We start from the raw sequence: 25,221 nt of genomic DNA, 5'->3' as shown, positions 1-25,221 counted from the left end.
CCGGCGCAGGGGTGGCCGTCCCCCTTGTGGGCATCCAACCCTTTGGCGCCGACGCGGGGCCGACGGGGACCGACGAGGGGGCGCCGTGAGCCGCACCGGACGGAGGCCGGCCGAGGGCGGAACGGCCTGGGGGAAGGCGGCACTTGTCGCCCTCCCGGCCGTGGCGGCCGTCGCGGCGATGTCCGTCGGGATGGCGGAGGGCGTGCTGGCGTCGTCCTTCGCGGTGTCGGGCAAGGCCTTTCAGGTGTCGTCGGGCCGGCTCTCCAGCAAGGGGCTGGTCTCGTTCGTCGACGTCGCCCGGGCCGCCGACGGGGAGGGCCGCCCCGGTGCCCTGCTCGGCATCGGCGACGCCCGGCTGTCGGACATCTGCCAGTCCGCCCGGATCGACACCCCCGTGGGGACCGTGGTGTTCAAGCTGACGGCCGGCGGCAAGGCCGGTCAGGTGACCGTGCGCAATCTGGTCCTGCACAGCCAGGACCTCGCCGGTGACGCGGAGTTCGGCGACGTGCAGATCGGCCGGGACGCCTCCACGCTGGACCGGGTGCCCGGCATCAGGGGCGAGCCGGGGCGGTTCGGCCTGCAGGCCGCCGATGTCACGGTGACCGGAGTGAAGTCGCACGCCTGGTCCGCCACCGGCGGCGACTTCCGCCTCAAAGGGCTCAGCCTCGATGTGAGCCTCGACGGCCGGACGTGCTTCTGAGGACGGCACCGGGCCACGGCCCCTCCGGCCCGCCGCCGACGGCACGCGCCGTGCGCCTCGCGCGGGCCCTGCGCGGCTGGCGGCGCACCCGCCCGTTCTGGGCGGGGGCCCTGCTGATCCTGGGCGGCGCCGAACTGCTCGTCGTCCCGCTCGCGCCGTGGACGGTGCTGGTCGGGCTGGGGCTCGGCGGCATCGCGGCCCTGGGCATCGGGGCCGCGCTGGCGGCCGCCGGGCTGTTCCTGTGGTTCCTTCCGCACACCCGGCACTACGTGGGCATCCACGCGGTGATCCTGGCGGTGGTGTCCTTCGCGGCCACCAACCTCGGCGGTTTCCTCCTCGGCGCGCTGCTCGGCATCGCGGGCGGCGCGATGGGCTTCGCCTGGACGCCGGCGCCCGCGCCGGAGCCCCCGCGGCCGCACTCCCCCGAGCCGGCCCCCCTGCGTCCCGAGGGCCCGCCCAGGAGCCTCGCGGCCGTGCTGCCCGTCGTGCTGCTGGCCGGTCTGACGGTCCCCCAGCGGGCGGACCGGGTGCCCGCGGCCGGCACGGCGCCCCGTACGCCGACGACGGTGACCACCACGCGCTTCGCCCCCAGCGGCCTCACCCTGGCCGGGGTCGAGGAGGTGCGCACCGCGGACGGCCCGCGCCGGGTCATGGTGCTGCGCATGCGGGCGGCCTCGCTGTCCGACTACCGGCTGCGGACCCACGACGGCGGGGCCGAGTTCGCCCTCGACGTGGCCGAGCTGCACCTGAGCGGTGACGTCACGCTCTACCTCACCCGGTTCAGCGGCTGCGTCCAAGGCCTGGTGTGCACCACGTTCACCCCCGACACGCTGCCCGTGCCGCCGGTCGTGCCGCCCTTCGTCTTCCTGACGGACGTCGACGCCGAGCAGGCCCTCGTCACCAGCGACACGATCGTCGCGGACGGGCTGCGCATCGGGCCGGCCCCGGTGGAGGAGGCCGGGCCGTAGTGCGGGGGCGGTGATACGGGACCGCCCCGGTCGGCGGGTGCCGACCGGGGCGGAACGCGGTGCCGTCTCGGATCAGCCGAGGGTCGCGATGGCCTCGTTGAAGGTCTTCGACGGACGCATCACGGCCGAGGCCTTGGCGGCGTCGGGCTGGTAGTAGCCGCCGATCTCGACCGGCTGGCCCTGCACGGCGATCAGCTCGTCGACGATCGCCTGCTCCTGCTCGGACAGCGTCGCGGCCAGCGCCGAGAACGCCTGCGCGAGCTGGGCGTCGTCGGTCTGCTTGGCCAGCTCCTGGGCCCAGTAGAGCGCCAGGTAGAAGTGGCTGCCGCGGTTGTCGATGCCACCGAGGCGGCGGCTCGGCGACTTGTCCTCGTTGAGGAACGTGGCGGTCGCGCGGTCGAGAGTGTCGGCCAGGACCTGGGCGCGCGCGTTGCCCGTGGTCTGCGCGAGGTGCTCGAAGCTGACCGCGAGGGCGAGGAACTCGCCCAGGCTGTCCCAGCGCAGGTAGTTCTCCTTGACGAGCTGCTGCACGTGCTTCGGGGCGGAGCCGCCGGCACCGGTCTCGAAGAGACCGCCGCCGTTCATGAGCGGGACGACCGAGAGCATCTTGGCGCTCGTGCCGAGCTCCAGGATCGGGAAGAGGTCGGTCAGGTAGTCGCGCAGGACATTGCCGGTGACCGAGATGGTGTTCTCGCCGCGGCGGATGCGCTCCAGGGAGAACGCGGTGGCCTCGACCGGCGACATGATCTCGATCTGCAGGCCCTCGGTGTCGTGCTCGGCGAGGTAGGTGCGGACCTTCTCGATGAGCTGCGCGTCGTGGGCGCGGCCCTCGTCGAGCCAGAACACGGCCGGGTCGCCGGTGGCGCGGGCGCGGGTGACGGCGAGCTTGACCCAGTCCTGGATCGGCGCGTCCTTGGTCTGGCACATGCGGAAGATGTCGCCGGCGCCCACGACCTGCTCGAGGACGACGTTGCCGGCCCCGTCGACGACGCGCACGGTGCCCGTGGCGGGGACCTCGAAGGTCTTGTCGTGGCTGCCGTACTCCTCGGCCTTCTGCGCCATCAGACCGACGTTGGGCACCGAGCCCATGGTCGACGGGTCGAAGGCGCCGTTGGCGCGGCAGTCGTCGAGGACGACCTGGTAGACGCCGGAGTAGCTGCTGTCCGGGAGGACCGCGAGGGTGTCGGCCTCCTGGCCGTCCGGGCCCCACATGTGACCGGAGGTGCGGATCATCGCCGGCATGGAGGCGTCGACGATGACGTCGCTCGGGACGTGGAGGTTGGTGATGCCCTTGTCGGAGTCGACCATCGCCAGGGCGGGGCCCTCGGCGAGCTCGGCGTCGAAGGAGGCCTTGATCGCGGCGCCCTCGGGCAGGGCCTCCAGGCCCTTGAAGATGCCGCCGAGGCCGTCGTTCGGGGTCAGGCCCGCGGCGGCGAGCTGCTCGCCGTACTGCGCGAACGTCTTCGGGAAGAAGGCGCGGACCACGTGGCCGAAGATGATCGGGTCGGAGACCTTCATCATCGTGGCCTTCAGGTGCACGGAGAACAGCACGCCCTCGGCCTTGGCGCGGGCGACCTGCGCCGTGAGGAACTCGCGCAGGGCCGCGACGCGCATGACGGACGCGTCGACGACCTCGCCCGCGAGGACCGGGACCGACTCGCGCAGGACGGTGGTGGAGCCGTCGTCACCGGAGAGCTCGATGCGCAGCGTGCCGGCCTCGGCGATGACCGCGGACTTCTCGGTGGAGCGGAAGTCGTCGACGCCCATGGTGGCGACGTTCGTCTTCGACTCGGACGTCCAGGCGCCCATGCGGTGCGGGTGCGCCTTGGCGTAGTTCTTGACCGACGCGGGGGCACGGCGGTCGGAGTTGCCCTCGCGCAGGACCGGGTTGACGGCGCTGCCCTTGACCTTGTCGTAACGGGCGCGGACGTCGCGCTCCTCGTCGGTCTTCGGGTCGTCCGGGTAGTCCGGCAGCGCGTAGCCCTGCTGCTGCAGCTCGGCGATCGCGGCCTTCAGCTGCGGGATCGAGGCCGAGATGTTCGGCAGCTTGATGATGTTCGCCCCGGGGGTCTTCGCCAGCTCACCGAGCTCGGCGAGCGCGTCGTCGATGCGCTGACCCTCCTCGAGACGCTCCGGGAAGCTGGCGATGATCCGCCCGGCCAGGGAGATGTCCCGGCTCTCCACCGTGACCCCGGCCGTCGAGGCGTAGGCCTCGACCACGGGCAGGAACGAGTACGTCGCCAAGGCCGGGGCCTCGTCGGTGTGGGTGTAGATGATGGTCGAGTCAGTCACCGGGTGCTCCGCTTCACGTCTGTAACATTGCTCGACATCAAGATATCCCCTGGGCGCCGCTCCCTCGGCCCTGCCCCCGCCGACGGCGGACGCGCGGCCCGGGCAGGCGGCCTAACCGAGCTCGGCGAAGCGTTCCACCGCCGTCGTCCTGCCGGTGACGACGAGGATGTCGCCGGCTTCGACGACGGTCTCGGCCGTGGCGTGGGTGAAGTCCTGGCCGGGCCGTTTGATGCCGACGACCGTCACCCCGTACTTGGTGCGGACGTGGCTCTCGCCGAGGGGCAGCCCGGTGACGACGCCCGGGGCGCCGGTCTTGGCCAGGGCGTAGTCGTCGTCGAATTCGATGAAGTCCAGCATCCGGCCGGCCACCAGGTGGGCGACGCGCTCGCCCATGTCGTGCTCGGGGAGGACGACGTGGTGGGCGCCGAGCCGTTCCAGGATCCGGCCGTGCTGCCGGCTGATGGCCTTGGCCCAGATGTTGGGCACGCCCGCCTCCAGGAGGTTGGCGGTGACCAGGATGCTGGCCTCGACGTCGGTGCCGATGCCGACGACGGTGCTGGTGAAGTCGTGCACGCCGAGCTGCTGGAGGGCCATCGGGTCGGTGCAGTCGGCCGTCGCGGCGTGGGTGATCTCCTCGCTGAGCTTCTGGACCAGCCGTGGGTCGGTGTCCACGCCCAGGACGTCCCAGCCGCGGCGCATCAGTTCGTGGGCGAGCGAGCTGCCGAACCGGCCGAGGCCGATCACGGCGATCCGCTGGTCCCCGGTGGGGCGGGCCCGCCGGGCGCCTCGTTCGGTGCGGCGCAGGCGTCGGCGGAGGGGGTTGGGGTGATCAGCCAATGACGGGTCGCTCCTCGGGTAGCTGGTAGCGGCGACGGCGTTCGCGCAGCGCCAGGGCCGACACCAAGGTGACGGGCCCGAGCCGGCCGACGAACATCAGGGCGATGAGGATGAACTGGCCGGACGTGGGGAGGTCCGGGGTGATGCCGGTCGACAGGCCCACGGTCCCGAAGGCCGAGACGATCTCGAACAGCACCGCCGCCAGCGGCATGCCGGAGACGGTGAGGAGCGCCAGGGTGGCGACCACCACCAGGCCCACGCCCAGCAGGGCGACGGTGACGGCCTGGCGGAGCACGGACGGCCCCAGGCGCCGCCCCATGACCTCGGCCGCGGGCTCGCCGCGGACCTCGGCGAGCATGGCGACGGCCAGGACGGCGAAGGTCGTGACCTTGATGCCGCCGGCGGTGCCCGCGCTGCCGCCGCCGATGAACATCAGCATGCAGGTCGCCAGGAGCGTCGAGGGCCGCAGGGCGCCGATGTCGAGGGCGTTGAAGCCGGCGGTGCGGCTCACCGCCGAGTGGAAGAAGCCGTTGAGGACCTTCTCGTCCCAGTCGAAGGGGCGCAGCGTCTCGGGGTTGGTCCATTCCAGCAGGCAGGTCAGCACGGTGCCGACGGCCAGCAGCAGCACGCTGGTGAGCAGGGTGAGCTTGGTGTGCAGCGACCAGTTGCGCTTGCCCGTGGTGCGCCTGCGGCGCCGGTGGCGCACCAGCTCCAGCAGGACGGGGAAGCCGAGCCCGCCGAGGATGACGGCGCCCGCGACCGGCAGCGTCACCCACGGGTCCCGGGCGTACGGCACGAGGTTGTCGGCGCGCAGTCCGAAGCCGGCGTTGTTGAAGGCCGAGACGGCGTGGAAGAACCCGAGGTAGGTGGCGTCGTCGGCGTCCTCGCCGTACCCGAAGTGGAAGCGCAGGGCGAGGATCGCGCCCACGCCGGCCTCCACGACCAGGGTGGACCCGGCGACGCCGAGCAGCACACGCCGTACGGCGCCGATGTCCAGGCTCTTCGTCTCCGCCTGTGCGGTCAGCTGCATCCGCAGCCGCAGCCGGCCGGAGACCAGGAGCGCCAGCAGCGAGGCCATGGTCATGATGCCGAAGCCGCCGACCTGGATCAGCAGGAGGATGACGCCTTCGCCGAAGCCGCTCCAGTACGTGCCGGTGTCCACCGTGACCAGTCCGGTCACGCAGACCGCGGAGGTCGAGGTGAACAGCGCGGTGACCCAGCCCGTGCCGCCCCCGCGCTCGGCGGCGGGCGGCAGCGCCAGGAGGGCCGCCCCGGCCAGGATCACCAGCGCGAAGGCCAGGACGAGGGTCCGGGCGGGGTGGACGGTGAGCAGCGACCGCAGCAACCGCCGCGACCGCGTCGCCAGACGTCCCGCCACGTGCCGACCTCCCGTCGCCGACTCGTCGGTGCCAGGCCGCACCCTATCCGTACATATCACCCATACCCGGCCATTGCGCCGATCGGTGGGGACGTGGGAAGGGGCGTGGGAGCGGGCCTCCCGGGGCGGTCAGGAGCCGGGCTCCGCCCGGAAGGTCGCGCGGTAGGCCTTCGGTGTGGTGCCGACGTGCCGTGCGAAGTGGTGCCGCAGGGCCTCGATCGACCCGAAACCCGCGGCCCGGGAGATCCGCTCCACCGGGAGGTCGGTGGTCTCGAGCAGCTCCCTGGCCCGTTGCAGACGCCGGTGGAGCAGCCACCGCAGCACAGTGGTCCCCGTCTGGGCGCGGAAGTGCCGGGAGAGGCTGCGCGGGCTCATCGCGGCCCGGGCCGCGACGTCGGCGACGGTCAGCGGCCGGTCGAGATTGTCCTGCATCCACTGCAGGGTGGGGCCGAGGTCGGCGCAGTCGCCCGCGGGGTCGCGGTACTCGATGAACTGGGCCTGCCCGCCGGCGCGCTGCGGAGCCATGACGGTCATCCGCGCGGTGTGGGCGGCCGCCGCGGCGCCGTGGTCGCGTCGCACCATGTGCAGGCACAGATCGAGCCCCGCGGCGACGCCGGCGGAGGTCAGGACGTGCCCGTTGTCGACGAACAGGACGGACGGGTCCACTTCCACTTCGGGGAAGGACTTCGCCAAATGCTCGGCGAACATCCAGTGGGTGGTCGCCCGGTGCCCGTCGAGCAGCCCGGCCGCCGCGAGCACGAACGCCCCCGTACAGATCGACGCCACGCGCACGCCCGCGGCGGCCGCGTCGCGCAGGAGCCGCACGGAGCGCGGGGACGGCGGCCGGTGCGGATCGACGCCGGGGACGATCACGGTGTCGGCGTCACGGACGCCGGCCAGACCGTACGGCGCGGAGATGCGGAAGGGAGACTGCTCCCCCGCGGTCGCCGTGACCGTCCGTTCGGCGCACACCCTGACCTCGTAGGCGGGCGTGCCGTCGGGCTTGCGGGCGAGCGCGAACACCTGGCACGGAATGGCCAGATCGAAGGCCGACACGTCATCGAGGGCGAGGATGGCGACGATGTGCATGTGGCCGCATCCTACGCAGGGGCGGCATTCGTGCCACGGCCGGTGGCCGGGCGCACGGCGTCCGCGGCCTGCCGCCGGTACACCGAGTACTGCAGCTGGTCCTTGGCGGGGCCGGCGGCATGCCAGCGCAGGTGCCATTCGTCCGGGGAGAGGACGGTGAACGTCCCGTCGTAGAGATCACGGGCACAGGGGTGGCGGGCGGTCCAGCGGCCCGCGCGGAGGTCCAGATCGTGGAACGGCCGGCCGTCGGCGAAGGTGACGTCGGCGGTGCCGTCCGGCTTCGGGCGCAGCCCGAGCGTCCGGCCGGCCTGGTTGACGGCACCGTTCCAGGTCAGCTCGCCCCGCTCGACGTGCACGAGCCCGGCGCCGTCCTCGGCCGCCCGGAACTCGGCCGTGCCGCGGAACGTCCCCCGGTGACCGGTGGCCAGGTCGACCAGCGTGCGGTCGACGGTCCACCGCCCGGTCAGATAGGCCGCGACGTCGGGGACCGGATGCGGTGCCGGATCAGGGGCGGTGCTGTTCACCGGGCCATTGTCCCCCGGCGCGCGAGGCGCCCGGCGGGGCCCGCCGGCCCCCGGGCACCGTGGTCGGCGACGGGCATTTCCTCAGGTAATATTCATGTCGCGCGCCGCTAGCTCAGTTGGTTAGAGCAGCTGACTCTTAATCAGCGGGTCCGGGGTTCGAGTCCCTGGCGGCGCACCCGGAGGTAGAGCCCCCGCCGTTCGACGGCGGGGGCTTTACTCATTCCCGCTACGACAGTGCGCCGGTGACCACGGACGTCGCTTCCGCGATCAGTTTGTTGTCGTACTTGGCGTCCTTCTTGGTGCGGTTCGACATGATCGCCATGACGACGGGGGCCGCGCCGGGGCGCCACACCACCGCGATGTCGTTACGGGTCCCGTAGCCCTGGCCGGCTCCGGTCTTGTCGCCGACCGCCCAGCCCTTGGGCACTCCGGCCCTGATGAGCTCGCCTCCCGTGGTGTTGTTCCGCAGCCACTGCTCGAGCTGTGCGCGTTCACCCTTGCCGAGGGCGTCCCCGAGGACGAACGCGCGCAGGTCCTTGGCCAGCGCCCGCGGGGTGCTCGTGTCCCGCGTCTCGCCCGGGGCCCACAGGTTCAGCTCGGGCTCGCGGCGCTCCATCTGCGTGACGTCGTCGCCCATCCCTTCGAGGACGGCATCCAGGCCCTTGGGGCCGCCGAGCGCGTCGAACAGCAGGTTGCCCGCGGTGTTGTCGCTGTAGCGGACGGCGGCGTCGCACAGCTCGCGCAGGGTCATTCCCGTCTCGACGTGCTTCTCGGTCACCGGGGAGTAGTCGACGAGATCGTCCTTGGAGTACGTGACCCTCCGGTCCAGCCCGCTCAGCGAGTACTTCTTCAGCACGGCACCGGCGGCCAGCGCCTTGAACGTGGAGGCGTGGGCGAACCGCGCGCCGTCGTTGTAGGCCACCTCGCGCCCGGTGCCGGTGTCGACGGCGTAGACGCCCAGCCGCGCGTCGAACTTGCGCTCGAGCTCCTTGAGCTCGCCTATCGACTTCTCGGCCGCACCCGGCGTCGCGGCGGACGACGAGGCGGCCGGGGAACCGCCCTGGCCGCAGGCCGTGAGCGGGATGAGGGCGAGCGCGGCGAGCGCGCCGAGAACGGCGCGGCGGGCACGGCTGTGCTGCATGGTCCAAACCTCCAGGGGCGCCCGGCACAGGGCGCGTCGGGGACGGGTGGCACGGACCGTCCCGATGGGCGATCACGACTGCTGGGACCACCCTCACCGCCGGAGGTCCATGCGGTCCAATACGCTTCTGCGCGGTTCCATGCCGATTTCGCATAGAGTTGGGGCCGTGGATCTTGTGGGGGCATGTCGCGCGTTCGTCAGCGTCAGCAAGCACGGCAGTTTCACCGACGGAGCGGCCGCCGCCCGGATGTCCCAGTCGGTGGCCAGCCGTCGTGTCGCCGCCCTGGAGGAACGCTTCGGTGAGCAGCTGTTCGAGCGCACCTCGCGGCGGGCTGTCCTCACCCCCTTCGGCCGGGACATGCTGCCGGTGGCCAGGCAGCTCGTGCAGGCGGCCGACGTGCTGCTCCACGAAGCGGAAGCCGCCAAGCGGAAGCCGTGGCGGCTCGCGGTGCCCGGCACCTGCTCCACCGTCGACCTCGCCCGTCTCGTCGCCGAGGCACGGGGGCACGACGTCACGCTCGACCTCCGCGTCGCGGCGCCCGCGCAGCGCATGGAGCTCATCCACGCGCAGCAGGTGCGTGCCGCCCTGCTCGCGGTGCCGCCGGCCGAGGCGACGTGGACCGTGCCGCTCGGGCTCGCCGGCGCCCACGATCCCGGCGTGAAGCGCGTCTACCTGGAGACGCTGCGGGTCGGACGGGCCTCCCCCGACCCCGCCCGTCGCGTCTGGCTCCAGCCGGAGGACGACGTGCCGCACATCCGCGACCCGCTCACGCGACTGCGCGACGCGCTCGGCCTGCGCCCCGCGCAGCTCGTCGCGGCGTCCGACCTGACGACGGCCGCGGCGGAGGTCCTGTGCACACGCGACCTGCTCCTGTGCTCCCCCGCGCAGGCCGCGGAACTCGCCCTGGACTGGCGCCCCATCGGCGAGATCGGGCTCGGCCGGGGGTACGCCCTCGCGGCGGCCGCGGACGGCAATCCCCAGCACATCGAAGCGCGCCTGGGCGACGCCATCGCCTGCTGCCTCGGCGCGGGCACCCGGGCGGACACCGTGAGAGGGACGACTGCATGAACACCGAGGCGCTGCTCCACGACCTGCGCCGGCAGCTGCTCGACGGCGGCCTGCGCGGCTGCCTGCTCGTACGGGACCTCCACACGGGAGAGGAGCTGGGGATCGACCCCGACACCCCGCTGCCGTCCGCGTCCCTGGTCAAGGTCCCGCTCGCGCTGGCGACGGTGGAGCGCATACGACGGGGCGAGCTCGACGGAGCCACGCTGCTCGACGTGCAGCCGGGGCGGATCACCACACCTGGCCCCACCGGGCTGAGCCGTTTCCGCCACCCCGCCCGGATCGCGATCGACGACCTGCTCTACCTGAGCACCTGCGTGAGCGACGGAATCGCCGCCGACGCGCTGTTCGCCCTCACCCCGCCCGCCCAGGTCACCGACATCCTCCACGAGCACGGCCTGCGCGGCATCACCGTCCGGCACGTCACCGGCGAGCTCTCCGACACCCCCGAGGAGCGCTTCGGCGCCGCCCAGGCCCATCTCGCCCACGCCCTCGCCATCGACGCCGGCACCGGCGGCCGTGGACACCGGGTGCCCCAACTCGACACCACCCGCGCCAACACCGGCAGCGCACGCGCCTGGGTCGCGCTGCTCCAGGCCCTGTGGTCCCCGTCGACGATCCACCCCGAGGTGGCGGAGCGCGTGCGCGGCCTCATGGCCCACAACCTGCTCCTGCACCGCCTCGCCCCGGACTTCAGCTCCGACGCCACCACCTGGTCCTCCAAGACCGGCACGCTCCTGAACCTGCGCCACGAGATCGGCGTCGTCGAGCACTCCGACGGCCAGGCGTTCGCCATCGCCGTCCTCACCGAGTCGCTCGTTCCGGCCAGTTCCCAGCCCGGCGCCGAAGCCCTCATGGCCCAGGTCGCCCGAACCCTGCGCGACCACCTCCGGCACCTGTAGCCGTATTCGCGCTTACGGATGCGCCCGGGTCCGGTGGAGGTCCATCGGACCCGGGCGCTCCCCGGGCGGTCAAGGGGTCGGTCAGTCGACCCAGACGATTCCGTCGCCGCCGTCATGGCCGATGGTCTTCGCCATGATGTTGCCTTCCTGCCAGTACTTGGGGTGCTGCTGCAGGAAGCCGCCGACGGACGCCACCGAGGTCGCGTCGCACACCCCGTCGGTGCGCAGGCAGAAGCGCTGCACCGGGATGCCCTCGAACTTCGCCGGGCCGGCGCCCGGAGAGGTGAATCCGAAGGCGCTCCAGCCCTTGGGGATCTTGGCCCAGATGCCGGTGCCGGGCTGCAGCGGGTCGGCGTAGAGCATGCCGTTCACCTGCGAGCGGGGAATGCCGGTGCCGCCCTTGGCGATCGTCTGGAGCACCTGGTCGGCCACGTGCGCGCCCTGGGAGTACCCGACGATCGTGAGACGGGCGTTCGGGTCGCGACGGTGGGTGTCCTCGGCGGCGGCCAGCAGGTTCTTGTATCCCTCGCGCACGCTGGCGTCGAAGCTCGGCGCGGTCACGTCCGGGACGTTGCGACCGTTGAGCCAGGGTCCGGCGCTCGCCGGGTAGCACACCGGCACCGGAATGCCGCCGTTGAGGTACTTGTTGGCGATGGCGAAGGTGCTGGTGCAGTCGGGGGCGGGCGCCGCCGAGCCCGTGCCGCCGATCTCCAGGTAGTAATGACGTACCGGATCGGCGTGGGCCGCGGTGGGCGTGATCGCGGTGGCGGCCACGACCGCCGCCGTCGCACCGGCTACGGCGAGGGCCTTCTTCCATCTGCTGACCAGGGTCATTCTCTGCTCCTCCATGAGGTGATACGGCACACAACTGCCGTGAACCGCTACGACGTTAGGCACGGCCGTTGACATCGCGATGAAACAGCTCGACGAGCGCGCGCAGGATGAAGAGGTTGGGAATCCCGGAGGCCGTGGGGCCCAACCGGTGCCACGTCCCGTCGGCGTCGAGCTCGACGACTCCCTTCCGGACCCGGATGCCGCGGACCTGCGGCCACGGCGCACAGACCTCTGCGTACCCGATCTCCTCCCTGGTCAGCCAGATATCGCCGAAGGTCAGACGTTCGCCCTCGTCAAGCGCGAAGAGGGCACGGGGCAGTTGGGCGCTGATGACGCCCCGCTGGATCGCGGAGCGCCATTCCGCCGCGTCGCCCCGCTCCGGCCGGGCGCGCAGCACGACCCGCTCCCCGTCGACGTCGGTGAGCGTGCAGGTGGTGCCGGCGCCGGCCGCGTCGTGCCGGTCGGGGAAGCCCGTCCGGAACACGGAGGTGGCGTCGTAGCGGACGACATGGATCCGCCCCTTCACGGCCACCGTCAATCCGTGCACGTACAGGTCGAGTCGCGCCTCGTCGCGCGCGTTCGCCCCGGACGACCTGCCGTACCGGACGAAGTCCAGCAGACTCCGCATCCCCCGGGCCTGCGGGTCCTTCGCAGGTGCCGTGTGCGCGTACCCCGCGTAGGTGGCACGCCGCTTGCCCAGGCGCTCGCGGCCGGCCGCTGCCGAGATCCTCGCCAGCAGCAGCTCCTCGCCGCGCGTACGCCGCGTCGGTCCCGTCACTGTGCGGTTCCGGTGAGGCCGAGGCGGGCTTCGTCCCCGCGCAGGATCATCTGGTGCGTCCGTCGCAGCATCGGGCCCGGATAGACCCCCAGCTCCTCGGTCAGACGGCGGCGGGTGCGATCGAACACGGTCAGGGCGTCGACCTGTCGGCCGCCGAGGTACAGGGCGCGCATGAGCATCGCGGCCACCGGTTCGTTCAGGGGCTGCGCCCCGGCCAGGGCCGACAACTCGGCGATCGCTTCGGAGTGCTGGCCCAGCCGCAGCTGCCAGTCGAGCTTGCGCTGCACCAGGACGATCCTGCGCTCGGTCAGCCGCAGCCGCTCCAGCTCGGCCAACGGGCCGGGCAGGCCGGCCAGGGGCTCGCCGCGGAACAGGTCCAGCGCCTGGGAGCAGGCGCGGACCGCCTCGGTCAGCTCGCCCGCCCGCTCGGCCGTACCGGCCGCGGAGACCAGTTCCTCCACGCGCGCCACGTCCACGGCGACCGCCCCGGGGAGCAGCCGGTAGCCGCACCGGTCGCGCCCGATCACCGAGTCCGGGCCGCCCACCACATGCAGGATCTTGCGCAGCCGGTAGATGTACACCGGCACCACCTTCGTGCTGGGCGGCTCCTCCCCCCACACCCCGTCGAGCAGTTCCTGCTGACTGACCGTCCGGCCCTGGCACAGTGCCAGCGCGGCCAGTACGGCTTGCTGGCGCAGATGCCCGAGGTCCAGGGGCTGTCCGTCGCGCCAGGCCCGCAGCGGTCCGAGCAGCGATATCCGCAGCCGCGGTCCGGGCACCCGACGGGTGGCGGTCGGTGGCACCGGGCTCGCCGCCCGCCTGCGGGGGCCGCGGCCGGGGGCGACCAGACCGCAGTCGAAGGCGTGGACGATGGCGGCGGCCCGGTCGCGCAGCCCGAGTTCGGCGAGGATCCGTGCGAGGTATCCGGCCACGGCGTCCTCGGGGATGGCGAGGGCGGCGGCGATCTCGTCGTCCCTCAGGCCGCAGCCGACCGCGTAGAGCACCTCGCGCTCCTGGTGCCTGAGCGTGGTGACGGTGGGCTGGCCGGTGGTTGCGGTGATCGGCATCGTGGCTCCCCGAGGCTCTGTGCCGCTTCCTGCGGCGACGCCGTCGACGCTGGCCCCGGGGCCGGGAATCGGACAGGCCAAGGGACCGGCCGTATGCGGCCGGTGGCCGCGCTAGAGTCCCTCACCTGGGGAAACTACATATCGAGGGGGAAGGCCGTGACCTGTGGCCAGTGAGTTCAGCGCGCTGTTACGGCGGCTGCGGCGCGACGCGGGAATGACTCAGGAGACCCTGGCGGAGCGCGCCGGAGTGGGCGTGCGCACCATCCGCGGGCTGGAGACCGGCGAGCGCGCCGACCCCCGGGTGACCACGGTGCGGCTGCTGGCCGACGCGCTCGGGCTGGCGCCGGAGGACCGCGAGGAGCTGTTGGCCGCCGCCATCAGCCGGACCGGGAACGGAAATCAGCCGGACGACCCGAGCGGGCACCGGCAGCCGGACGGTTCCCCGGGATCCGGGAACCGGCCGGACCTCCCCACCGGGCGCGCGAACCCGCCGGACGCGTCGACCGCCCACGCCCGGCCCGTCACCGGGCAGCCGGGCTCGGCGTTCCAGGAGGCCCTGGCCGACGTCGGCGAGCAGCTCGCGCAGGCGGTGGCCGCCCGCTGGCAGCGCGAGGAGGAGCACCGGCAGGTCCACGACCCCTACCCGCTGCCGGTGCGCTGGCAGCCGGCTCCCGAGGAGCTGACCGACCACTGGGCCAACATCCGCTGTCTGCCCGCCGGGGTCGGGGACGGTCCGCTGGACCTGAGCGGGCGGCTGGACGAGATCGTGGGCGTCTACCGGCGGATACCGTCCGGGCGGCTGGTGGTGCTGGGCCGGCCCGGCTCCGGCAAGACGGTCCTCGCCGTGCGGTTCGTCCTGGACCACCTGAAGTCGAGGGCCCGCACCGACGCCGTACCGGTGATCTTCAGCATCGGCTCGTGGGATCCCACCGCCCTCACGTTCCGGGACTGGCTGACGCGGCAGTTGACGCGCGATCACCCCGGTCTCGCCGCGTCGGGGCCCGCCGGGGCGAGCCTGGCCGCCGCACTGGTCGAGAGCGGCCGGGTGCTGCCCGTGCTGGACGGCTTCGACGAGATCGCCGGCGGTCTGCGCCGGCCGGCGCTGGAGGCGCTGAACGCCACCACCCTGCCGCTGGTGCTGACGAGCCGGCCGTCCGAGTACGCCGCCGCGGTGGCGGAGACCGATGTGCTCACGTCCGCCGCGGCGGTGAACCTGACCGATCTCACCCTCGGCGACCTGGCCGACTACCTGCCGCGCACCACGCGCAAGGCCCACGGCGGGGACCCCGCGAGAACCGCCTGGGACCCCGTGCTGAGCGAACTGCGCGAGAGACCGCGCAGCCGGGCCGGCGCCGACCTCGCCGCGGTGCTCACCACCCCGCTGATGGTGACGCTCGCCCGAGCCGTCTACAGCGACACCCCCGGCCACGACCCGGTCTCGCTCCTGGACACCGGACGGTTCGGCAGCCCCGCGGAGCTGGAGGAGCACCTCCTCGACAATTTCGTCGCCGCCGTCTACCGCCCCCGGCCGGAACACCGCCCGGGCGGCGGTGCGCGCCGCGACGTCGACCCGGAACGCGCCCGGTACTGGCTCGGCTACCTCGCCCACCACCTGGACCGGCTCGACACCCCCAACCTGGAGTGGTGGCGCCTGGGTTCAGGGCTGCGCCGCTCCACCCGCACGCTGGTGACCGCGCTGGTGATCTGCCTGGTCATCGGGCTCGTCGACTGCGTCGTCGGCACCCTCTTCGACACCCTGGAGTTCCAGCTCCCGGACGGGCTGGTCGTGGGAACCATCGGCGGGTTCATGTTCGGGATCCTGCACTGGTTCATGGTCGCGGCCAGGAACACGGCGGTGGCGCCGTCGGGCGTGCGCATGAAGATGTCCGGCAGGGACGGGAAGGCCGCGCGGAGGGCCGCCTCCCAACTGGTGATCGGATTGCTGGCCGGGCTCGTCTTCGGCTTCGGCTACGGCTTCATCCGCGGCATCCACGACGGCATCGTCTTCGGCGTCGGGCCTGCGATGACCCTGCGCGCCGGCCTCTACGACGGCATGATCTACGGACTCCCGTTCGGCCTGGCGGCCGGTCCCACCTTCGGCCTGCTGGGCCTGCTGCAAACGCCCCTCGACATCCGGTCCGCCATCAGTCCGGCCAGCCTGCTGCGCACCAACTGCCGGACGGTCACGGCTCAACTGCTCGTGTGGGCTCCCACCTTCGGGCTCCTGGTCGGTGTCGGGGCCGGGGTGGCGGTGCGCATCCTGCCGGCCCTCCTGGGCCCGATCGCCTGGAACACCGCGTCCTCGCTCAAGCTCGGCCTCATCAGCGGGCTCTGCGGCGTACTCGGCTACTCCCTCAGCCTGACGGCCTGGGGCCAGTGGGTAGTCTTCTCCCGGATCTGGCTGCCGCTGACCGGCCGGCTGCCCTGGTCCGTCGTCGGCTTCCTCGAGGACGCCTACGAGCGGGGCGTCCTGCGCCAGGCGGGCGCGGTCTACCAGTTCCGCCACGCCCGCCTCCAGGACCATCTCGCCCGCACCTACCGCGCGCCACGCCCCCCGGCAGCCGGAGAGGCGTAGGTGATCACGCGGCACCGAACACGACCGCCGAGTTCTGACCCCCGAATCCGAAGTTCTGCTTGACGGCGACGTTGATCGGGGCGGACCGGCCCACGACCGGGGTGTAGTCCAGATCGCAGTCCGGGTCCGGGTGGTCCAGATTCGCGGTGGGCGGCACGTACTTCTCGCGGATGGCGAGCAGCACGCCGACGCTCTCCAGCACCCCGCACGCGCCGCAGGCGTGGCCGATGACCGATTTGGGCGCCGTGATCGCCACGTGCCGGGCGTGGGAGCCGAACGCGCGCTTGATGGCCGCGGTCTCCGCCCGGTCGTTGAGCGGTGTCGACGTTCCGTGCGCGCTGACCAGGTCCACGGCGGCGGTGTCGAGGCCGGCGTCGGCACAGGCCAGCTCGATCGTCCTGGCCGCCACCGCGCCGTCCGGCCGGGGAGCCAGGGCGTGGTGGGCGTCGCAGGTGGACGCGGCGCCGAGCACCTCGCCGTGCACGGTCGCGCCACGGCGCAGCGCGGATCGTTCGGACTCCAGCACGAGCACGGCGGCGCCTTCGGCCGGCACCATGCCGTCACGATCGCGGTCGAACGGCCGGGAGGCGACCGCCGCCTGCTCGGCGGGTCGCTGGGAGAGCGCGTCCAGCAGGCAGAACGACGCCAGGCACGGCAGGTCCAGCCAGCTCTCCACGCCGCCGACGAGGACCACGTCGGCGGTGCCGTCGCGCACCGCGCGCATTCCGGCTCCGATGGCGTCCGTCGAGGAGGCGCAGGCGGTGGAGATGGTGAGCACCGGGCCGGTGATGTCCAGTTCCTGGGCGACGAGGCCTGCGGCCTGGTTGGGCAGCAGCCGGAGCAGGCCGAGCCGGTTCATCTGCGACCAGCCGCTCTGGCGCAGGGTGGTCACGAGGCGTGCGGCTTCGTCGAGCCCGCCGCCGCCGGTGCCGACGTACAGCGCCCCCGGTGGCGTGGTCAGCCCCGCGTCCGCCCGTGCCTTCATCGCCGCGGCGAACAGCAGTTGCTGGAAGCGTGAGGTGCGGCGGATCTGCTGGGCGGACATGTGCTCGCGGGGGTCGAATCCCTTGACCACGCCGCCGACCTTGCACGGCAGCGGTTGTTCGAGTTCCAGTGCCGAGATCGCGGGACGCCCCGCGGACAGGGCGTCCCACAACTCGTCCGGTGTGGGACCGGCACACGACTCGACGCCGATGCCGGTCACCAGCACCCGGTTGCGCGGGGCCTCGAACATCACAATGCCCCCGCCATCGCGTCGACCACGTCCCCGACCGTGCGGAGGTCGGAGATCCTGATGTCGGTGTCCGCCAGCTCGACCTTGAATTCCTTCTCCAGCGTGGATATCAGCTCCAGCGCCTCCATGGAGTCGAGGCCCAGCACCGGCTGGCCGGGGTCGGCGGCGTAGAACAGGGCCGCGTCGCGGGTTATCGCCTTCGGAGATTCGCCCAGGTCCGGCCGGATTCCGATGATGGCCTGGGTGACGACGTTGAACACCTCGGTCATGATGAATTCCTTTCGTGGGGTTTTCACGGCCGTACGGCGGAGAAGTACACGCAGCGTCGCGTGATCGTGAACGGGGCGCGCTCGTATTGCTGTTCCAGCGTCTCGGTGAGCAGTTCGCCCGCGGTGTACCGGTCGATTCCGGGCAGCGCGGCGGTGGCGAACATCGGGGTCGAGCACAATGCGGCGAGAAAGCGCGGGCCGAGGGTGAACGCCCGCTCGGTGGCGACCACGTCGGTGAAACCGCCCGCGTCGAGGGCGGCCCGGTAGTCCTCGGCGCTCCTGCGCAGCCCCGAGGGCCGGCCGGCGACCGACCGGGTCAGGGGGAGCCCGCGCGTCCGGGCGACGCGGCGGGCCGTGCCGACCAGCTCGGCGTACAGCGGCAGGTCGGCCGAGCTCTCCGCACCCGAGTAGAAGGCAGAGTTGAACACCAGGCGTCCGCCGCCGGTGAGGACCTGCCCGATCGCGTCGAGGGCCTCGCCGAGGTCCGGGACGAGATGAATGCAGTTGGCCAGCACGACGGTGTCGAAGACGCCCGGCGGGAACAGCCGGGAGACGGAGGCCGCGTCGCCCTCGACGAATCGGGCCCGGTCGCCCAGCCGGGCCCGTGCCGCATCCAGCAGGGCGGCGTCGGGGTCGGCGCCGACCAGGGACATGGCCGGGTCGCGCCGCAGCAGTTGCTCGCTGACGGCACCGTCGCCGCACCCCAGGTCGAGGACGGCCGGCCCGGAGCCGACCGGGACCAGGTCGAGCAGCGTACGGTTCAACTCGGCGTATTCCCGGTCGAGACGCAGCGCGACATAGTCCGTGGACGGTGGTGAGCCGCCCACGGCCCGGGGGGATTTGGTGTCTGCTCGCGCGTTCATGAATTGACCCTCCGTCGAATACGGTCGATGAATCGGCGCAGTGCGGAATCGATGACGGGAGCGGACGCTACCAGCGCGTTCGGGGGGCAACAAGAGGATTGGTTTTCCATGGTGCCGCCCCGGTCCGCCTGACCAGCGAACACGTCTCCGTTTCATCTTTGTTTCATCGCGGCCCGATAGCTTCGGCAAGCTGCATCGAGGCGTCATAAGGAGAGCATCGTGATGATGGTTCGCGGCCGGCGCCGCACTGTGTTGGGTCGGCAATAAATTGGAATTCATAGAATTGGGTGACTGCACGGTTCCCGCCGGCCGGCTGGTGTTCTGGACACCGTCCGCCCCGGCCACTTCCTGGGCGGACGACCCGCGGGCGCCCGCGCTCGTCCACGAGCACCATGTGCGTGCCGCGGCCGCGCGAGGCCTGCGGCATGTGGATCCGGCGTGGGTCGGGGTGTCGTTCGGCGTGGGCCGGGTCGGCCGGGACCGGATGGGTGCCGCCTTCTCGTCCTGGCTGCGCCGGCACGAGCACCTGCGGAGCAGGCTGGTGCCGACCCGCGAGGGCTGTGTGCGCCGCACGCTCCCCGCGAGCGCGGTCACGCTGCGGCGGGAGGAGATCGGCGTCTTCGCCGACGGCACCTCGGCGCGGCGGCAGATCGAGGCCTTCTTCGACCGCGGCGCCGGACCGCTGGGCTGGCCGCAGGTGGTCTTCGCGACGGTCGAGGGCGCGGGCGGGGTGACGGTGTTCGTGGGGGCGGATCACGGCATCGTGGACGGCTATACCCTCGCCATGATCCCGGGGCAGATCCGCGGCGCCCTGGCGGGCCGCGCCGAGGGCGCGCCCAGGCCGACCTTCCTGGACTTCGGGGCCGCGGAACGGCGCCTGGTCGACCGGCTGCCGATGGGGCCCGAGCACGCGGACCGCTGGCGGACCCTGCTCGGCGACGACCGTGGCAGGACGCCCGCCTTCCCCCTGCCACTCGGCGCCTCCGAGGCGCCGCTCACGCAGGGCAGCGCCTACCGCCGCCTCCTCGACGGGCCGGCGACCGCCAGGTTCGCCGCCGCGTCACGCGCGGGCGGAGGCACCACCGCCGCGGGGCTGCTCACCTGCCTCGCGCTCGCCGCGGAGGAGGTCGCGGGTGAACGGCACCTGTCCGTGGTGAGCCTGGCCAACACCCGGCCCGACCGGTGGCAGGCATCGCCGGGCTGGTTCGTCGGGCTGCACCCGGTGCGGATCCCGACGGCTCCCGGGTCGGCCTTCGAGGACACCGTCGCCCTCGCCGCCGCCGAACTGCGCCGGCACAGACCGGGGCCGGGCAGTTCGCTGCCGCACATCAGCCGGATGCTGCGCAGGGAGATCCGCCCCCGGTTCGTCGTGTCCTACCTCGACGTACGCCGGGCGGCGGGCACCCCGCCCCAGCCGGAAGACATGATGCTGCGCAGCCGGATCCACGGCCAGGCCGAGGTGTACGTGTGGCTGACCAGGGGCGAGCACGGTGTGCACCTGTCGACCCGCTTCCCCGATACGGCCGTGGCGCGCGAGAGCGTCGGGCGCTTCGTGCTGGCCGCCGCGCACGCCGCCGCCCGGGTCGCCGGCGGCCACCGGGCGGCCGAAGCCGTGCCGATGCCCGCCTAGCCGGCCACCCCCATGAAGGAGGAGACCCCACCGTGCGTATGACCCAGATCCTCGACTGGCGGCCCGATCCGGGTGAGGTGATCGAGTTCGAGCCGACCACCGACCGGGCGCCCGTACCGCACGACGTGCCCGCGTCGTACTTCCAGCGGTCGCACATGCAGTCGGCGGCCGCCCACCGCGCCGCCGGGCGGCGGCAGTCGCCGTGGGTGGCCATGGTGTTCGACCTGCCGGGCCGGGCCGATACCGACGCGCTCGCCGCCGCGTGGCAAGGGCTCGTGCGTCGGCACGAGGCGTTCCACACCTGGTACGAGCCGGAGGGCGACGACCTGGCCGGGTTCCGCCTGCCACCCGGCTCCGTCACGGTGCGCCCGTCGCACGTGGGCGACTTCACGAGCACGGGCGACCTGCGCGCCTACCTGCACCGACGGCTCGACGAGCAAACCGCGACGACGAGTTGGCCGGGTCTGCTGGCCGGAGTGGTCCGCCGGGACACGACGTCCACGGTGTACTTCGCGATCGACCACGCCTACACCGACGGACACTCCCTCGCGCTGCTGTTCGACGAGCTCCGCACCCGGTACGACGCGGCCCTCGCCGGCGCCCCGGTCGACCTGGCACCGGCACACGGCTACCTGGACTGCAACCGCCGCGAGCGGGAGCGCTCCGCGGCGCTGACGGCGGACGCGCCGGAGCTCGCCGCCTGGTCGGAGTTCCTGGCCGTGGGGGACGGCGGCTTCCCCCACTTCCCCGTCGAGCTGGGCAACGACACCGGCGAACTGCTGCCCGGCACACGGCTCCACTACCCCGTGCTCACCGGCGCCCAGGCACGCGCGTTCCGCGCCTACTGCGGCCGGCACGGCGGCGGATTCGGTGCGGGCGCCTTCGCCGCGCTGGCCCTCGCCCAGTGGGAGTTCACCGGCAACGACGTCTACCGCGTGCTCACCGCCGTGTCGACCAGGGCCTACCCCCGGCTGCTCCACACGCACGGCTGGCTGGTCAACCTCGTGCCCTTGCTGTTCCGCCTTCCCTCCTCCCCCACTCTCGCCGGCGCGATCGCCGCCGCCCAACAGGGCTTCCAGCAGGCCCGCGCGGGATACGACGTGCCGGTGCACCGGGCGCTGGAACTCCTCCTCACGGAAGGCGACGTCCCCGCCATCCCTCCGATGGCGTCCTACCTGGACGGCCGGACCGCGCCGGGATCCGCCGACTACCTCCGTGCGGACACCAGGCTCCTGACCGGCCCCGACAACGCCAGCGGCGTGTCGATGTGGTTCAACTGGTTCCCCGACCGGGCCGACCTGGTGGTGAGCATGCCCGACACCCCACAGGCCGCGGCGGGCGTGCCGAAGTACCTCGACCGGGTCAGGGAGATCATGCTCACCGCATCAGGTGGGCCCGGTGCCGGCCGGGACCCCGGTCAGCCGCCGACGTAGTCCGCGAGGTGCTCGCCGGTGAGGGTGGAACGGGCGGCGACGAGGTCGGCGGGTGCGCCCTCGAAGACGATCCTGCCGCCGTCGTGGCCGGCGCCGGGGCCCAGGTCGATGATCCAGTCGGCGTGCGCCATGACCGCCGGGTGGTGCTCGACGACGATGACCGACTTGCCGGAGTCGACGAGCTGGTCGAGCAGGCCCAACAGCTGCTCGACGTCGGCGAGGTGCAGGCCGGTGGTCGGCTCGTCGAGGACGTAGACGCCGCCCTTCCCGGCCATGTGGGTCGCGAGCTTCAGGCGCTGCCGCTCGCCGCCGGAGAGCGTGGTGAGCGGCTGGCCGAGGCTGAGGTAGCCGAGACCGACGTCGGCGAGCCGGGTGAGGATCTTGTGCGCGGCCGGGATGCGCGCCTCGCCGTCGGCGAAGAACTCCTCGGCCTCGGTCACCGACATCGCCAGCACCTCGCTGATGTCACGACCGCCGAGGAGGTATTCGAGGACCGACGCCTGGAACCGCTTGCCCTCGCAGTCCTCGCAGGTGATGGCGACACCGGCCATCATCGCCAGGTCGGTGAAGACGACGCCCGCACCGTTGCACGTGGGGCAGGCGCCCTCGGAGTTGGCGCTGAACAGAGCCGGCTTCACGCCATTGGCCTTCGCGAAGGCCTTGCGGATCGGGTCGAGCAGCCCGGTGTACGTCGCCGGGTTGCTGCGCCTGGAGCCGCGGATCGCACCCTGGTCGACCGACACCACCCCTTCGTCGGAGGGGATCGACCCGTGCACGAGCGAGCTCTTGCCGGAGCCGGCGACGCCGGTGACGACGACCAGCACCCCGAGCGGGATGTCGACGTCGACGCCCTGCAGGTTGTGCGTCGACGCGCCACGGATCCGCAGCGTCCCGGCGGGCTCGCGCACCGTCTCCTTGAGGGCGGTCCGGTCGCCGAGATGGCGGCCGGTGACGGTGTCGCCGGCCCGCAGCCCCTCCACGCTGCCCTCGAAGCAGACGGTGCCGCCTCCCGTACCGGCGCCGGGCCCGAGGTCGACGACATGGTCGGCGATCGCGATCGCCTGCGGCTTGTGCTCCACGACGAGCACCGTGTTGCCCTTGTCCCGCAGCCGGAGCAGCAGGTCGTTCATCCGGCTGATGTCATGGGGGTGCAGGCCCGTGGTGGGCTCGTCGAAGACGTACGTGACGTCGGTGAGCGAGGAGCCGAGGTGGCGGATCATCTTGACGCGCTGCGCCTCACCGCCCGACAGCGTGCCCGACGGCCGGTCGAGCGAGAGATAGCCGAGACCGATCTCCACGAACGAGTCGAGGGTCCCCTGCAGGGCGGTGAGCAGCGGCGCCACCGACGGCTCCTTCAGAGCGCGGACCCACTCGGCCAGGTCGCGGATCTCCATCGCGCAGGCGTCGGCGATGCTGATCTTCTTGATCTTCGACGAACGGGCCCCCTCGCTGAGCCGGGTGCCGTCGCACTCGGGGCAGGTGGTGAACGTCATCGCCCGCTCCACGAACGCGCGGACGTGCGGCTGCAGCGCGTCGATGTCCTTGGCCAGCATCGACTTCTGGATCTTCGGGATCAGCCCCTCGTACGTCAGGTTGATGCCATCGACCTTGATCTTGGTCGGCTCCTTGTGGAGGAGGTCGTGCAGTTCCTTCTTCGTGTACTTCCGGATCGGCTTGTCCGGGTCGAAGAAGCCGCAGCCGATGAAGATGCGGCCGTACCAGCCGTCCATGCTGTAGCCGGGGATCGTGAGCGCGCCCTCGCCGAGCGACTTGGAGTCGTCGTAGAGCTGGGTGAGGTCGATGTCGGAGACCGTGCCGCGGCCTTCGCAGCGCGTACACATGCCGCCGGTGCGGGAGTAGGTCGCCTTCACCGCCTTCTTGGCGCCGCGCTCGACCGTGATCGCCCCGCTCGCCCGGACCGAGGCGGTGTTGAAGGAGTACGCGCTGGGCGGGCCGATGTGCGGCTTCCCGAGCCGGCTGAAGAGGATGCGCAGCATCGCGTTGGCGTCGGTGGCGGTGCCGACGGTGGAGCGGGGGTCGGCGCCCATCCGCTGCTGGTCGACGATGATCGCGGTCGTCAACCCCTCGAGGACGTCGACCTCGGGCCGCGCCAGCGTCGGCATGAAGCCCTGGACGAAGGCGCTGTACGTCTCGTTGATCAGCCGCTGCGACTCCGCGGCGATGGTGTCGAACACCAGCGAGCTCTTGCCCGAGCCGGAGACGCCGGTGAACACCGTCAGCCGGCGCTTGGGGATCTCGACGCTGACGTCCTTGAGGTTGTTCACACGCGCGCCGTACACCCGAATCAGATCGTGGCTGTCGGCATCGTGCTGCGCGGACGGCTGTGCGCCCGTCCTCTTCGCCGTGCTCATCGTGTCTCCATCCGTCAGACGGGGCCGCCTTCGCGGTTTCCGCCGTGGTCGCCTGGCTCGATCTGAACGGCTCCGAGGGTACGCGTGTGCCCACCGAGCCGTACGAGACGGTCAGTTGCACGCACACGGAAGCGGAGAGACAGCGACTCACCGGTCCTGGAGCAGCCCGAGGACGTTGCCGTCGGGGTCGGTGACGGTGGCCACCATGCGGCCGCCGCCGACGTCGTGCGCGGGCTCCTTCACGGTGGCCCCCGCGGCGGTCACCTCGGCCAGCTTCGCCTCGATGTCCGGTACGTGCCAGTAGGCCACCGGCGAGGTCATGCCCTGCGGTCCACCGCCCGGCACCAGCCCGATGTGCTGGCCCCCGGCCTCGAAGCCGACGTAGTAGGAGTCGTCGGCCAGCGGCGGCACGCCGAGCAGGGCGGCATACACCTTCTTGGCGGCCGCCAGGTCGGAGACGGGGTGCAGCACGGTCTTGATCCCCTGGGTGGAAGAGCCGGTCATGATCACTCCTGAAGTCGTTCAACCGGATCGAAATCGTCCGATATACACGCTATGTGCGACTCAGCACTCCGGCAGCCGGCGGACCTCACCCGTGCCCAGCGCGATCACGACCCGGGGCCGCATGGGCCCCTCGCCGCGCCGGGAGAGCAGGACCACCTCCTCGACCACGGCCGGCAGCGCGCCGAGCCGGGCGGCGCACTCAGCGGCCAGACGCCGCGTTTCCCGTGTGCGCCCGAGGGAGAGATGCGGGGCGAAGCGCCCGCCGCGCCCGCGGCAGAGGGGGAACCACGACCCCAGCGCCTGATGGAGCCGGTCCCAGGGCGCCGCCCCCGCCGCGGCCGGATCGAGCCACACCGTCGCGTAGTCCCGGTGCCGGAAATACTTCACGCCGGCCAGCCGCACCGCGAACACCGGACTCTCCGCCGCCCCGGCGGCGAGCAGCGGCACGGCCCGCGCGAACTCCTCCTCCGGCACGAACCCGAACAGCAGATTCACATGCGGCGGCCACCGCCGCACCTGAGGATCGTGCTCCCAGCGGATGTCCTGAATCGCCGGCCACAGCTCCCGCGGCGGCAACCACGCCACCGCCGTCCGCGCCGTAGGCGCCACCTCGAGCACACCCACCGGCCCGGCCCCACCGAAAACCGGGTTCCCGTCCACACCGCCATGGTCCGGCAGGGCAGCCGCCGACGCAGGGCGGCGGAAGCCGACGGAATATCAGAAAAGGCCGCTCCCTCTTACGAGGAAACGGCCTCCGACCTGCGA

The 25,221-nt window shown here is 72.4% G+C and carries 22 protein-coding genes and 1 tRNA gene; 8 read left to right on the top strand and 15 right to left on the bottom strand.

The window, feature by feature from the left end:
• Window positions 1–85: 85 nt before the first annotated feature.
• A complete protein-coding gene (locus AB0G59_RS23060; protein WP_360914584.1) occupies window positions 86–700 on the top strand; it encodes a DUF6230 family protein in 615 nt (204 codons plus the stop codon).
• On the top strand, window positions 691–1,668 hold the full coding sequence (locus AB0G59_RS23055; protein WP_360914580.1) for a DUF6114 domain-containing protein: 978 nt from the start codon (window positions 691–693) through the stop codon (window positions 1,666–1,668). Before AB0G59_RS23060 ends, AB0G59_RS23055 begins: the two co-directional genes overlap by 10 nt.
• A 72-nt stretch (window positions 1,669–1,740) precedes the next feature.
• Here the strand turns inward: AB0G59_RS23055 and AB0G59_RS23050 are convergent, their stop codons facing one another.
• The 5 genes from AB0G59_RS23050 to AB0G59_RS23030 form a co-directional block, all read right to left on the bottom strand.
• On the bottom strand, window positions 1,741–3,960 hold the full coding sequence (locus AB0G59_RS23050; RefSeq protein WP_360914577.1) for an NADP-dependent isocitrate dehydrogenase: 2,220 nt from the start codon (window positions 3,958–3,960) through the stop codon (window positions 1,741–1,743).
• Window positions 3,961–4,071: 111 nt separating this feature from the next.
• Entirely contained in the window at window positions 4,072–4,797 is a 726-nt protein-coding gene (locus tag AB0G59_RS23045; protein WP_360914574.1) for a TrkA family potassium uptake protein, read from the bottom strand.
• Entirely contained in the window at window positions 4,790–6,175 is a 1,386-nt protein-coding gene (locus AB0G59_RS23040; protein WP_360914571.1) for a potassium transporter TrkG, read from the bottom strand. The genes AB0G59_RS23045 and AB0G59_RS23040 overlap by 8 nt, the downstream gene beginning before the upstream one ends.
• A 129-nt stretch (window positions 6,176–6,304) precedes the next feature.
• Window positions 6,305–7,264: a helix-turn-helix domain-containing protein gene (locus AB0G59_RS23035; protein WP_360914568.1), complete on the bottom strand. Its 960-nt coding sequence runs from the start codon at window positions 7,262–7,264 to the stop codon at window positions 6,305–6,307.
• An 11-nt stretch (window positions 7,265–7,275) separates the two neighbouring features.
• Window positions 7,276–7,788 carry a DUF6314 family protein gene (locus tag AB0G59_RS23030; protein WP_360914566.1) on the bottom strand — a complete coding sequence of 171 codons (513 nt, stop codon included), beginning with the start codon at window positions 7,786–7,788 and terminating at the stop codon, window positions 7,276–7,278.
• A 101-nt stretch (window positions 7,789–7,889) separates the two neighbouring features.
• Between AB0G59_RS23030 and AB0G59_RS23025 the strand changes: the two genes are divergently transcribed.
• Window positions 7,890–7,963 (top strand) — tRNA-Lys (locus AB0G59_RS23025).
• Between the two features lie 51 nt (window positions 7,964–8,014).
• Here AB0G59_RS23025 and bla read toward each other — a convergent pair.
• The gene (gene bla / locus AB0G59_RS23020) at window positions 8,015–8,929 is read right to left on the bottom strand and encodes a class A beta-lactamase (RefSeq protein ID WP_360914564.1); all 915 of its coding nucleotides are present in this window, start codon (window positions 8,927–8,929) and stop codon (window positions 8,015–8,017) included.
• A gap of 166 nt (window positions 8,930–9,095) precedes the next feature.
• Here bla and AB0G59_RS23015 point away from each other — a divergent pair, with 166 nt between their 5' ends.
• Entirely contained in the window at window positions 9,096–9,998 is a 903-nt protein-coding gene (locus AB0G59_RS23015) for a LysR family transcriptional regulator (RefSeq protein ID WP_360914561.1), read from the top strand.
• Complete coding sequence (locus tag AB0G59_RS23010) at window positions 9,995–10,897, top strand: serine hydrolase (protein ID WP_360914558.1); 903 nt, start codon at window positions 9,995–9,997, stop codon at window positions 10,895–10,897. Before AB0G59_RS23015 ends, AB0G59_RS23010 begins: the two co-directional genes overlap by 4 nt.
• A gap of 81 nt (window positions 10,898–10,978) precedes the next feature.
• Here the strand turns inward: AB0G59_RS23010 and AB0G59_RS23005 are convergent, their stop codons facing one another.
• The 3 genes from AB0G59_RS23005 to AB0G59_RS22995 are packed head-to-tail and all read right to left on the bottom strand — an operon-like array spanning window position 10,979 to window position 13,576.
• The gene (locus tag AB0G59_RS23005) at window positions 10,979–11,731 is read right to left on the bottom strand and encodes a PE-PPE domain-containing protein (RefSeq protein ID WP_071965385.1); all 753 of its coding nucleotides are present in this window, start codon (window positions 11,729–11,731) and stop codon (window positions 10,979–10,981) included.
• A gap of 55 nt (window positions 11,732–11,786) precedes the next feature.
• On the bottom strand, window positions 11,787–12,509 hold the full coding sequence (locus tag AB0G59_RS23000; RefSeq protein ID WP_360914555.1) for a DUF6585 family protein: 723 nt from the start codon (window positions 12,507–12,509) through the stop codon (window positions 11,787–11,789).
• Window positions 12,506–13,576: a BTAD domain-containing putative transcriptional regulator gene (locus AB0G59_RS22995; RefSeq protein ID WP_360914552.1), complete on the bottom strand. Its 1,071-nt coding sequence runs from the start codon at window positions 13,574–13,576 to the stop codon at window positions 12,506–12,508. Before AB0G59_RS22995 ends, AB0G59_RS23000 begins: the two co-directional genes overlap by 4 nt.
• A gap of 163 nt (window positions 13,577–13,739) precedes the next feature.
• On the opposite strand from AB0G59_RS22995, the gene AB0G59_RS22990 reads away from it, so the two are divergent.
• Window positions 13,740–16,151 (top strand): helix-turn-helix domain-containing protein, encoded by a 2,412-nt coding sequence (locus AB0G59_RS22990; RefSeq protein ID WP_360914549.1) that lies wholly within the window; start codon window positions 13,740–13,742, stop codon window positions 16,149–16,151.
• A gap of 4 nt (window positions 16,152–16,155) precedes the next feature.
• Here the strand turns inward: AB0G59_RS22990 and AB0G59_RS22985 are convergent, their stop codons facing one another.
• From AB0G59_RS22985 to AB0G59_RS22975, 3 genes are read right to left on the bottom strand one after another with little or no spacing between them, the layout of a single operon-like run.
• Window positions 16,156–17,385 carry a beta-ketoacyl-[acyl-carrier-protein] synthase family protein gene (locus tag AB0G59_RS22985; RefSeq protein ID WP_360914546.1) on the bottom strand — a complete coding sequence of 410 codons (1,230 nt, stop codon included), beginning with the start codon at window positions 17,383–17,385 and terminating at the stop codon, window positions 16,156–16,158.
• Complete coding sequence (locus tag AB0G59_RS22980; protein ID WP_360914543.1) at window positions 17,385–17,654, bottom strand: phosphopantetheine-binding protein; 270 nt, start codon at window positions 17,652–17,654, stop codon at window positions 17,385–17,387. Before AB0G59_RS22980 ends, AB0G59_RS22985 begins: the two co-directional genes overlap by 1 nt.
• A 23-nt stretch (window positions 17,655–17,677) precedes the next feature.
• Entirely contained in the window at window positions 17,678–18,517 is an 840-nt protein-coding gene (locus AB0G59_RS22975; RefSeq protein WP_360914540.1) for a methyltransferase domain-containing protein, read from the bottom strand.
• A 283-nt stretch (window positions 18,518–18,800) separates the two neighbouring features.
• Here AB0G59_RS22975 and AB0G59_RS22970 point away from each other — a divergent pair, with 283 nt between their 5' ends.
• Together AB0G59_RS22970 and AB0G59_RS22965 are read left to right on the top strand one after the other, a co-directional pair.
• Window positions 18,801–20,147, top strand: a complete 1,347-nt coding sequence (locus AB0G59_RS22970) for a condensation domain-containing protein (RefSeq protein ID WP_360914537.1) — start codon at window positions 18,801–18,803, stop codon at window positions 20,145–20,147.
• 38 nt (window positions 20,148–20,185) lie between these two features.
• Window positions 20,186–21,580, top strand: a complete 1,395-nt coding sequence (locus tag AB0G59_RS22965; protein ID WP_360914638.1) for a condensation domain-containing protein — start codon at window positions 20,186–20,188, stop codon at window positions 21,578–21,580.
• Here AB0G59_RS22965 and AB0G59_RS22960 read toward each other — a convergent pair.
• From AB0G59_RS22960 to AB0G59_RS22950, 3 genes are all read right to left on the bottom strand, one after another.
• Window positions 21,565–23,952, bottom strand: a complete 2,388-nt coding sequence (locus AB0G59_RS22960; protein WP_360914534.1) for an excinuclease ABC subunit UvrA — start codon at window positions 23,950–23,952, stop codon at window positions 21,565–21,567. The genes AB0G59_RS22965 and AB0G59_RS22960 overlap by 16 nt on opposite strands.
• Before the next feature lie 147 nt (window positions 23,953–24,099).
• Window positions 24,100–24,456, bottom strand: coding sequence for a VOC family protein (locus AB0G59_RS22955; protein WP_360914531.1), 357 nt, complete (start codon window positions 24,454–24,456; stop codon window positions 24,100–24,102).
• 60 nt (window positions 24,457–24,516) lie between these two features.
• Window positions 24,517–25,116 carry a 2'-5' RNA ligase family protein gene (locus AB0G59_RS22950; protein ID WP_360914528.1) on the bottom strand — a complete coding sequence of 200 codons (600 nt, stop codon included), beginning with the start codon at window positions 25,114–25,116 and terminating at the stop codon, window positions 24,517–24,519.
• Window positions 25,117–25,221 lie beyond the last annotated feature (105 nt).

Source organism: Streptomyces sp. NPDC021096, assembly GCF_040641275.1.
In the GTDB taxonomy this organism is placed as follows: Bacteria; Actinomycetota; Actinomycetes; order Streptomycetales; family Streptomycetaceae; genus Streptomyces.
The sequence above is the reverse complement of the archived record's forward strand: the minus strand, read 5'-3'. Positions and strand labels throughout refer to the sequence as shown.

Excerpts from the sequence above, each read along its gene's own strand:
- AB0G59_RS23005 (WP_071965385.1), bottom strand. The coding sequence starts at position 11,731 with ATGACCCTGGTCAGCAGATGGAAGAAGGCCCTCGCCGTAGCCGGTGCG.
- AB0G59_RS23010 (WP_360914558.1), top strand. The coding sequence starts at position 9,995 with ATGAACACCGAGGCGCTGCTCCACGACCTGCGCCGGCAGCTGCTCGAC.
- AB0G59_RS22980 (WP_360914543.1), bottom strand. The coding sequence starts at position 17,654 with ATGACCGAGGTGTTCAACGTCGTCACCCAGGCCATCATCGGAATCCGG.
- AB0G59_RS22960 (WP_360914534.1), bottom strand. The coding sequence starts at position 23,952 with ATGAGCACGGCGAAGAGGACGGGCGCACAGCCGTCCGCGCAGCACGAT.
- AB0G59_RS22975 (WP_360914540.1), bottom strand. The coding sequence starts at position 18,517 with ATGAACGCGCGAGCAGACACCAAATCCCCCCGGGCCGTGGGCGGCTCA.
- AB0G59_RS22955 (WP_360914531.1), bottom strand. The coding sequence starts at position 24,456 with ATGACCGGCTCTTCCACCCAGGGGATCAAGACCGTGCTGCACCCCGTC.
- AB0G59_RS22985 (WP_360914546.1), bottom strand. The coding sequence starts at position 17,385 with ATGTTCGAGGCCCCGCGCAACCGGGTGCTGGTGACCGGCATCGGCGTC.
- AB0G59_RS22995 (WP_360914552.1), bottom strand. The coding sequence starts at position 13,576 with ATGCCGATCACCGCAACCACCGGCCAGCCCACCGTCACCACGCTCAGG.
- AB0G59_RS23035 (WP_360914568.1), bottom strand. The coding sequence starts at position 7,264 with ATGCACATCGTCGCCATCCTCGCCCTCGATGACGTGTCGGCCTTCGAT.
- bla (WP_360914564.1), bottom strand. The coding sequence starts at position 8,929 with ATGCAGCACAGCCGTGCCCGCCGCGCCGTTCTCGGCGCGCTCGCCGCG.
- AB0G59_RS22965 (WP_360914638.1), top strand. The coding sequence starts at position 20,186 with ATGACCCAGATCCTCGACTGGCGGCCCGATCCGGGTGAGGTGATCGAG.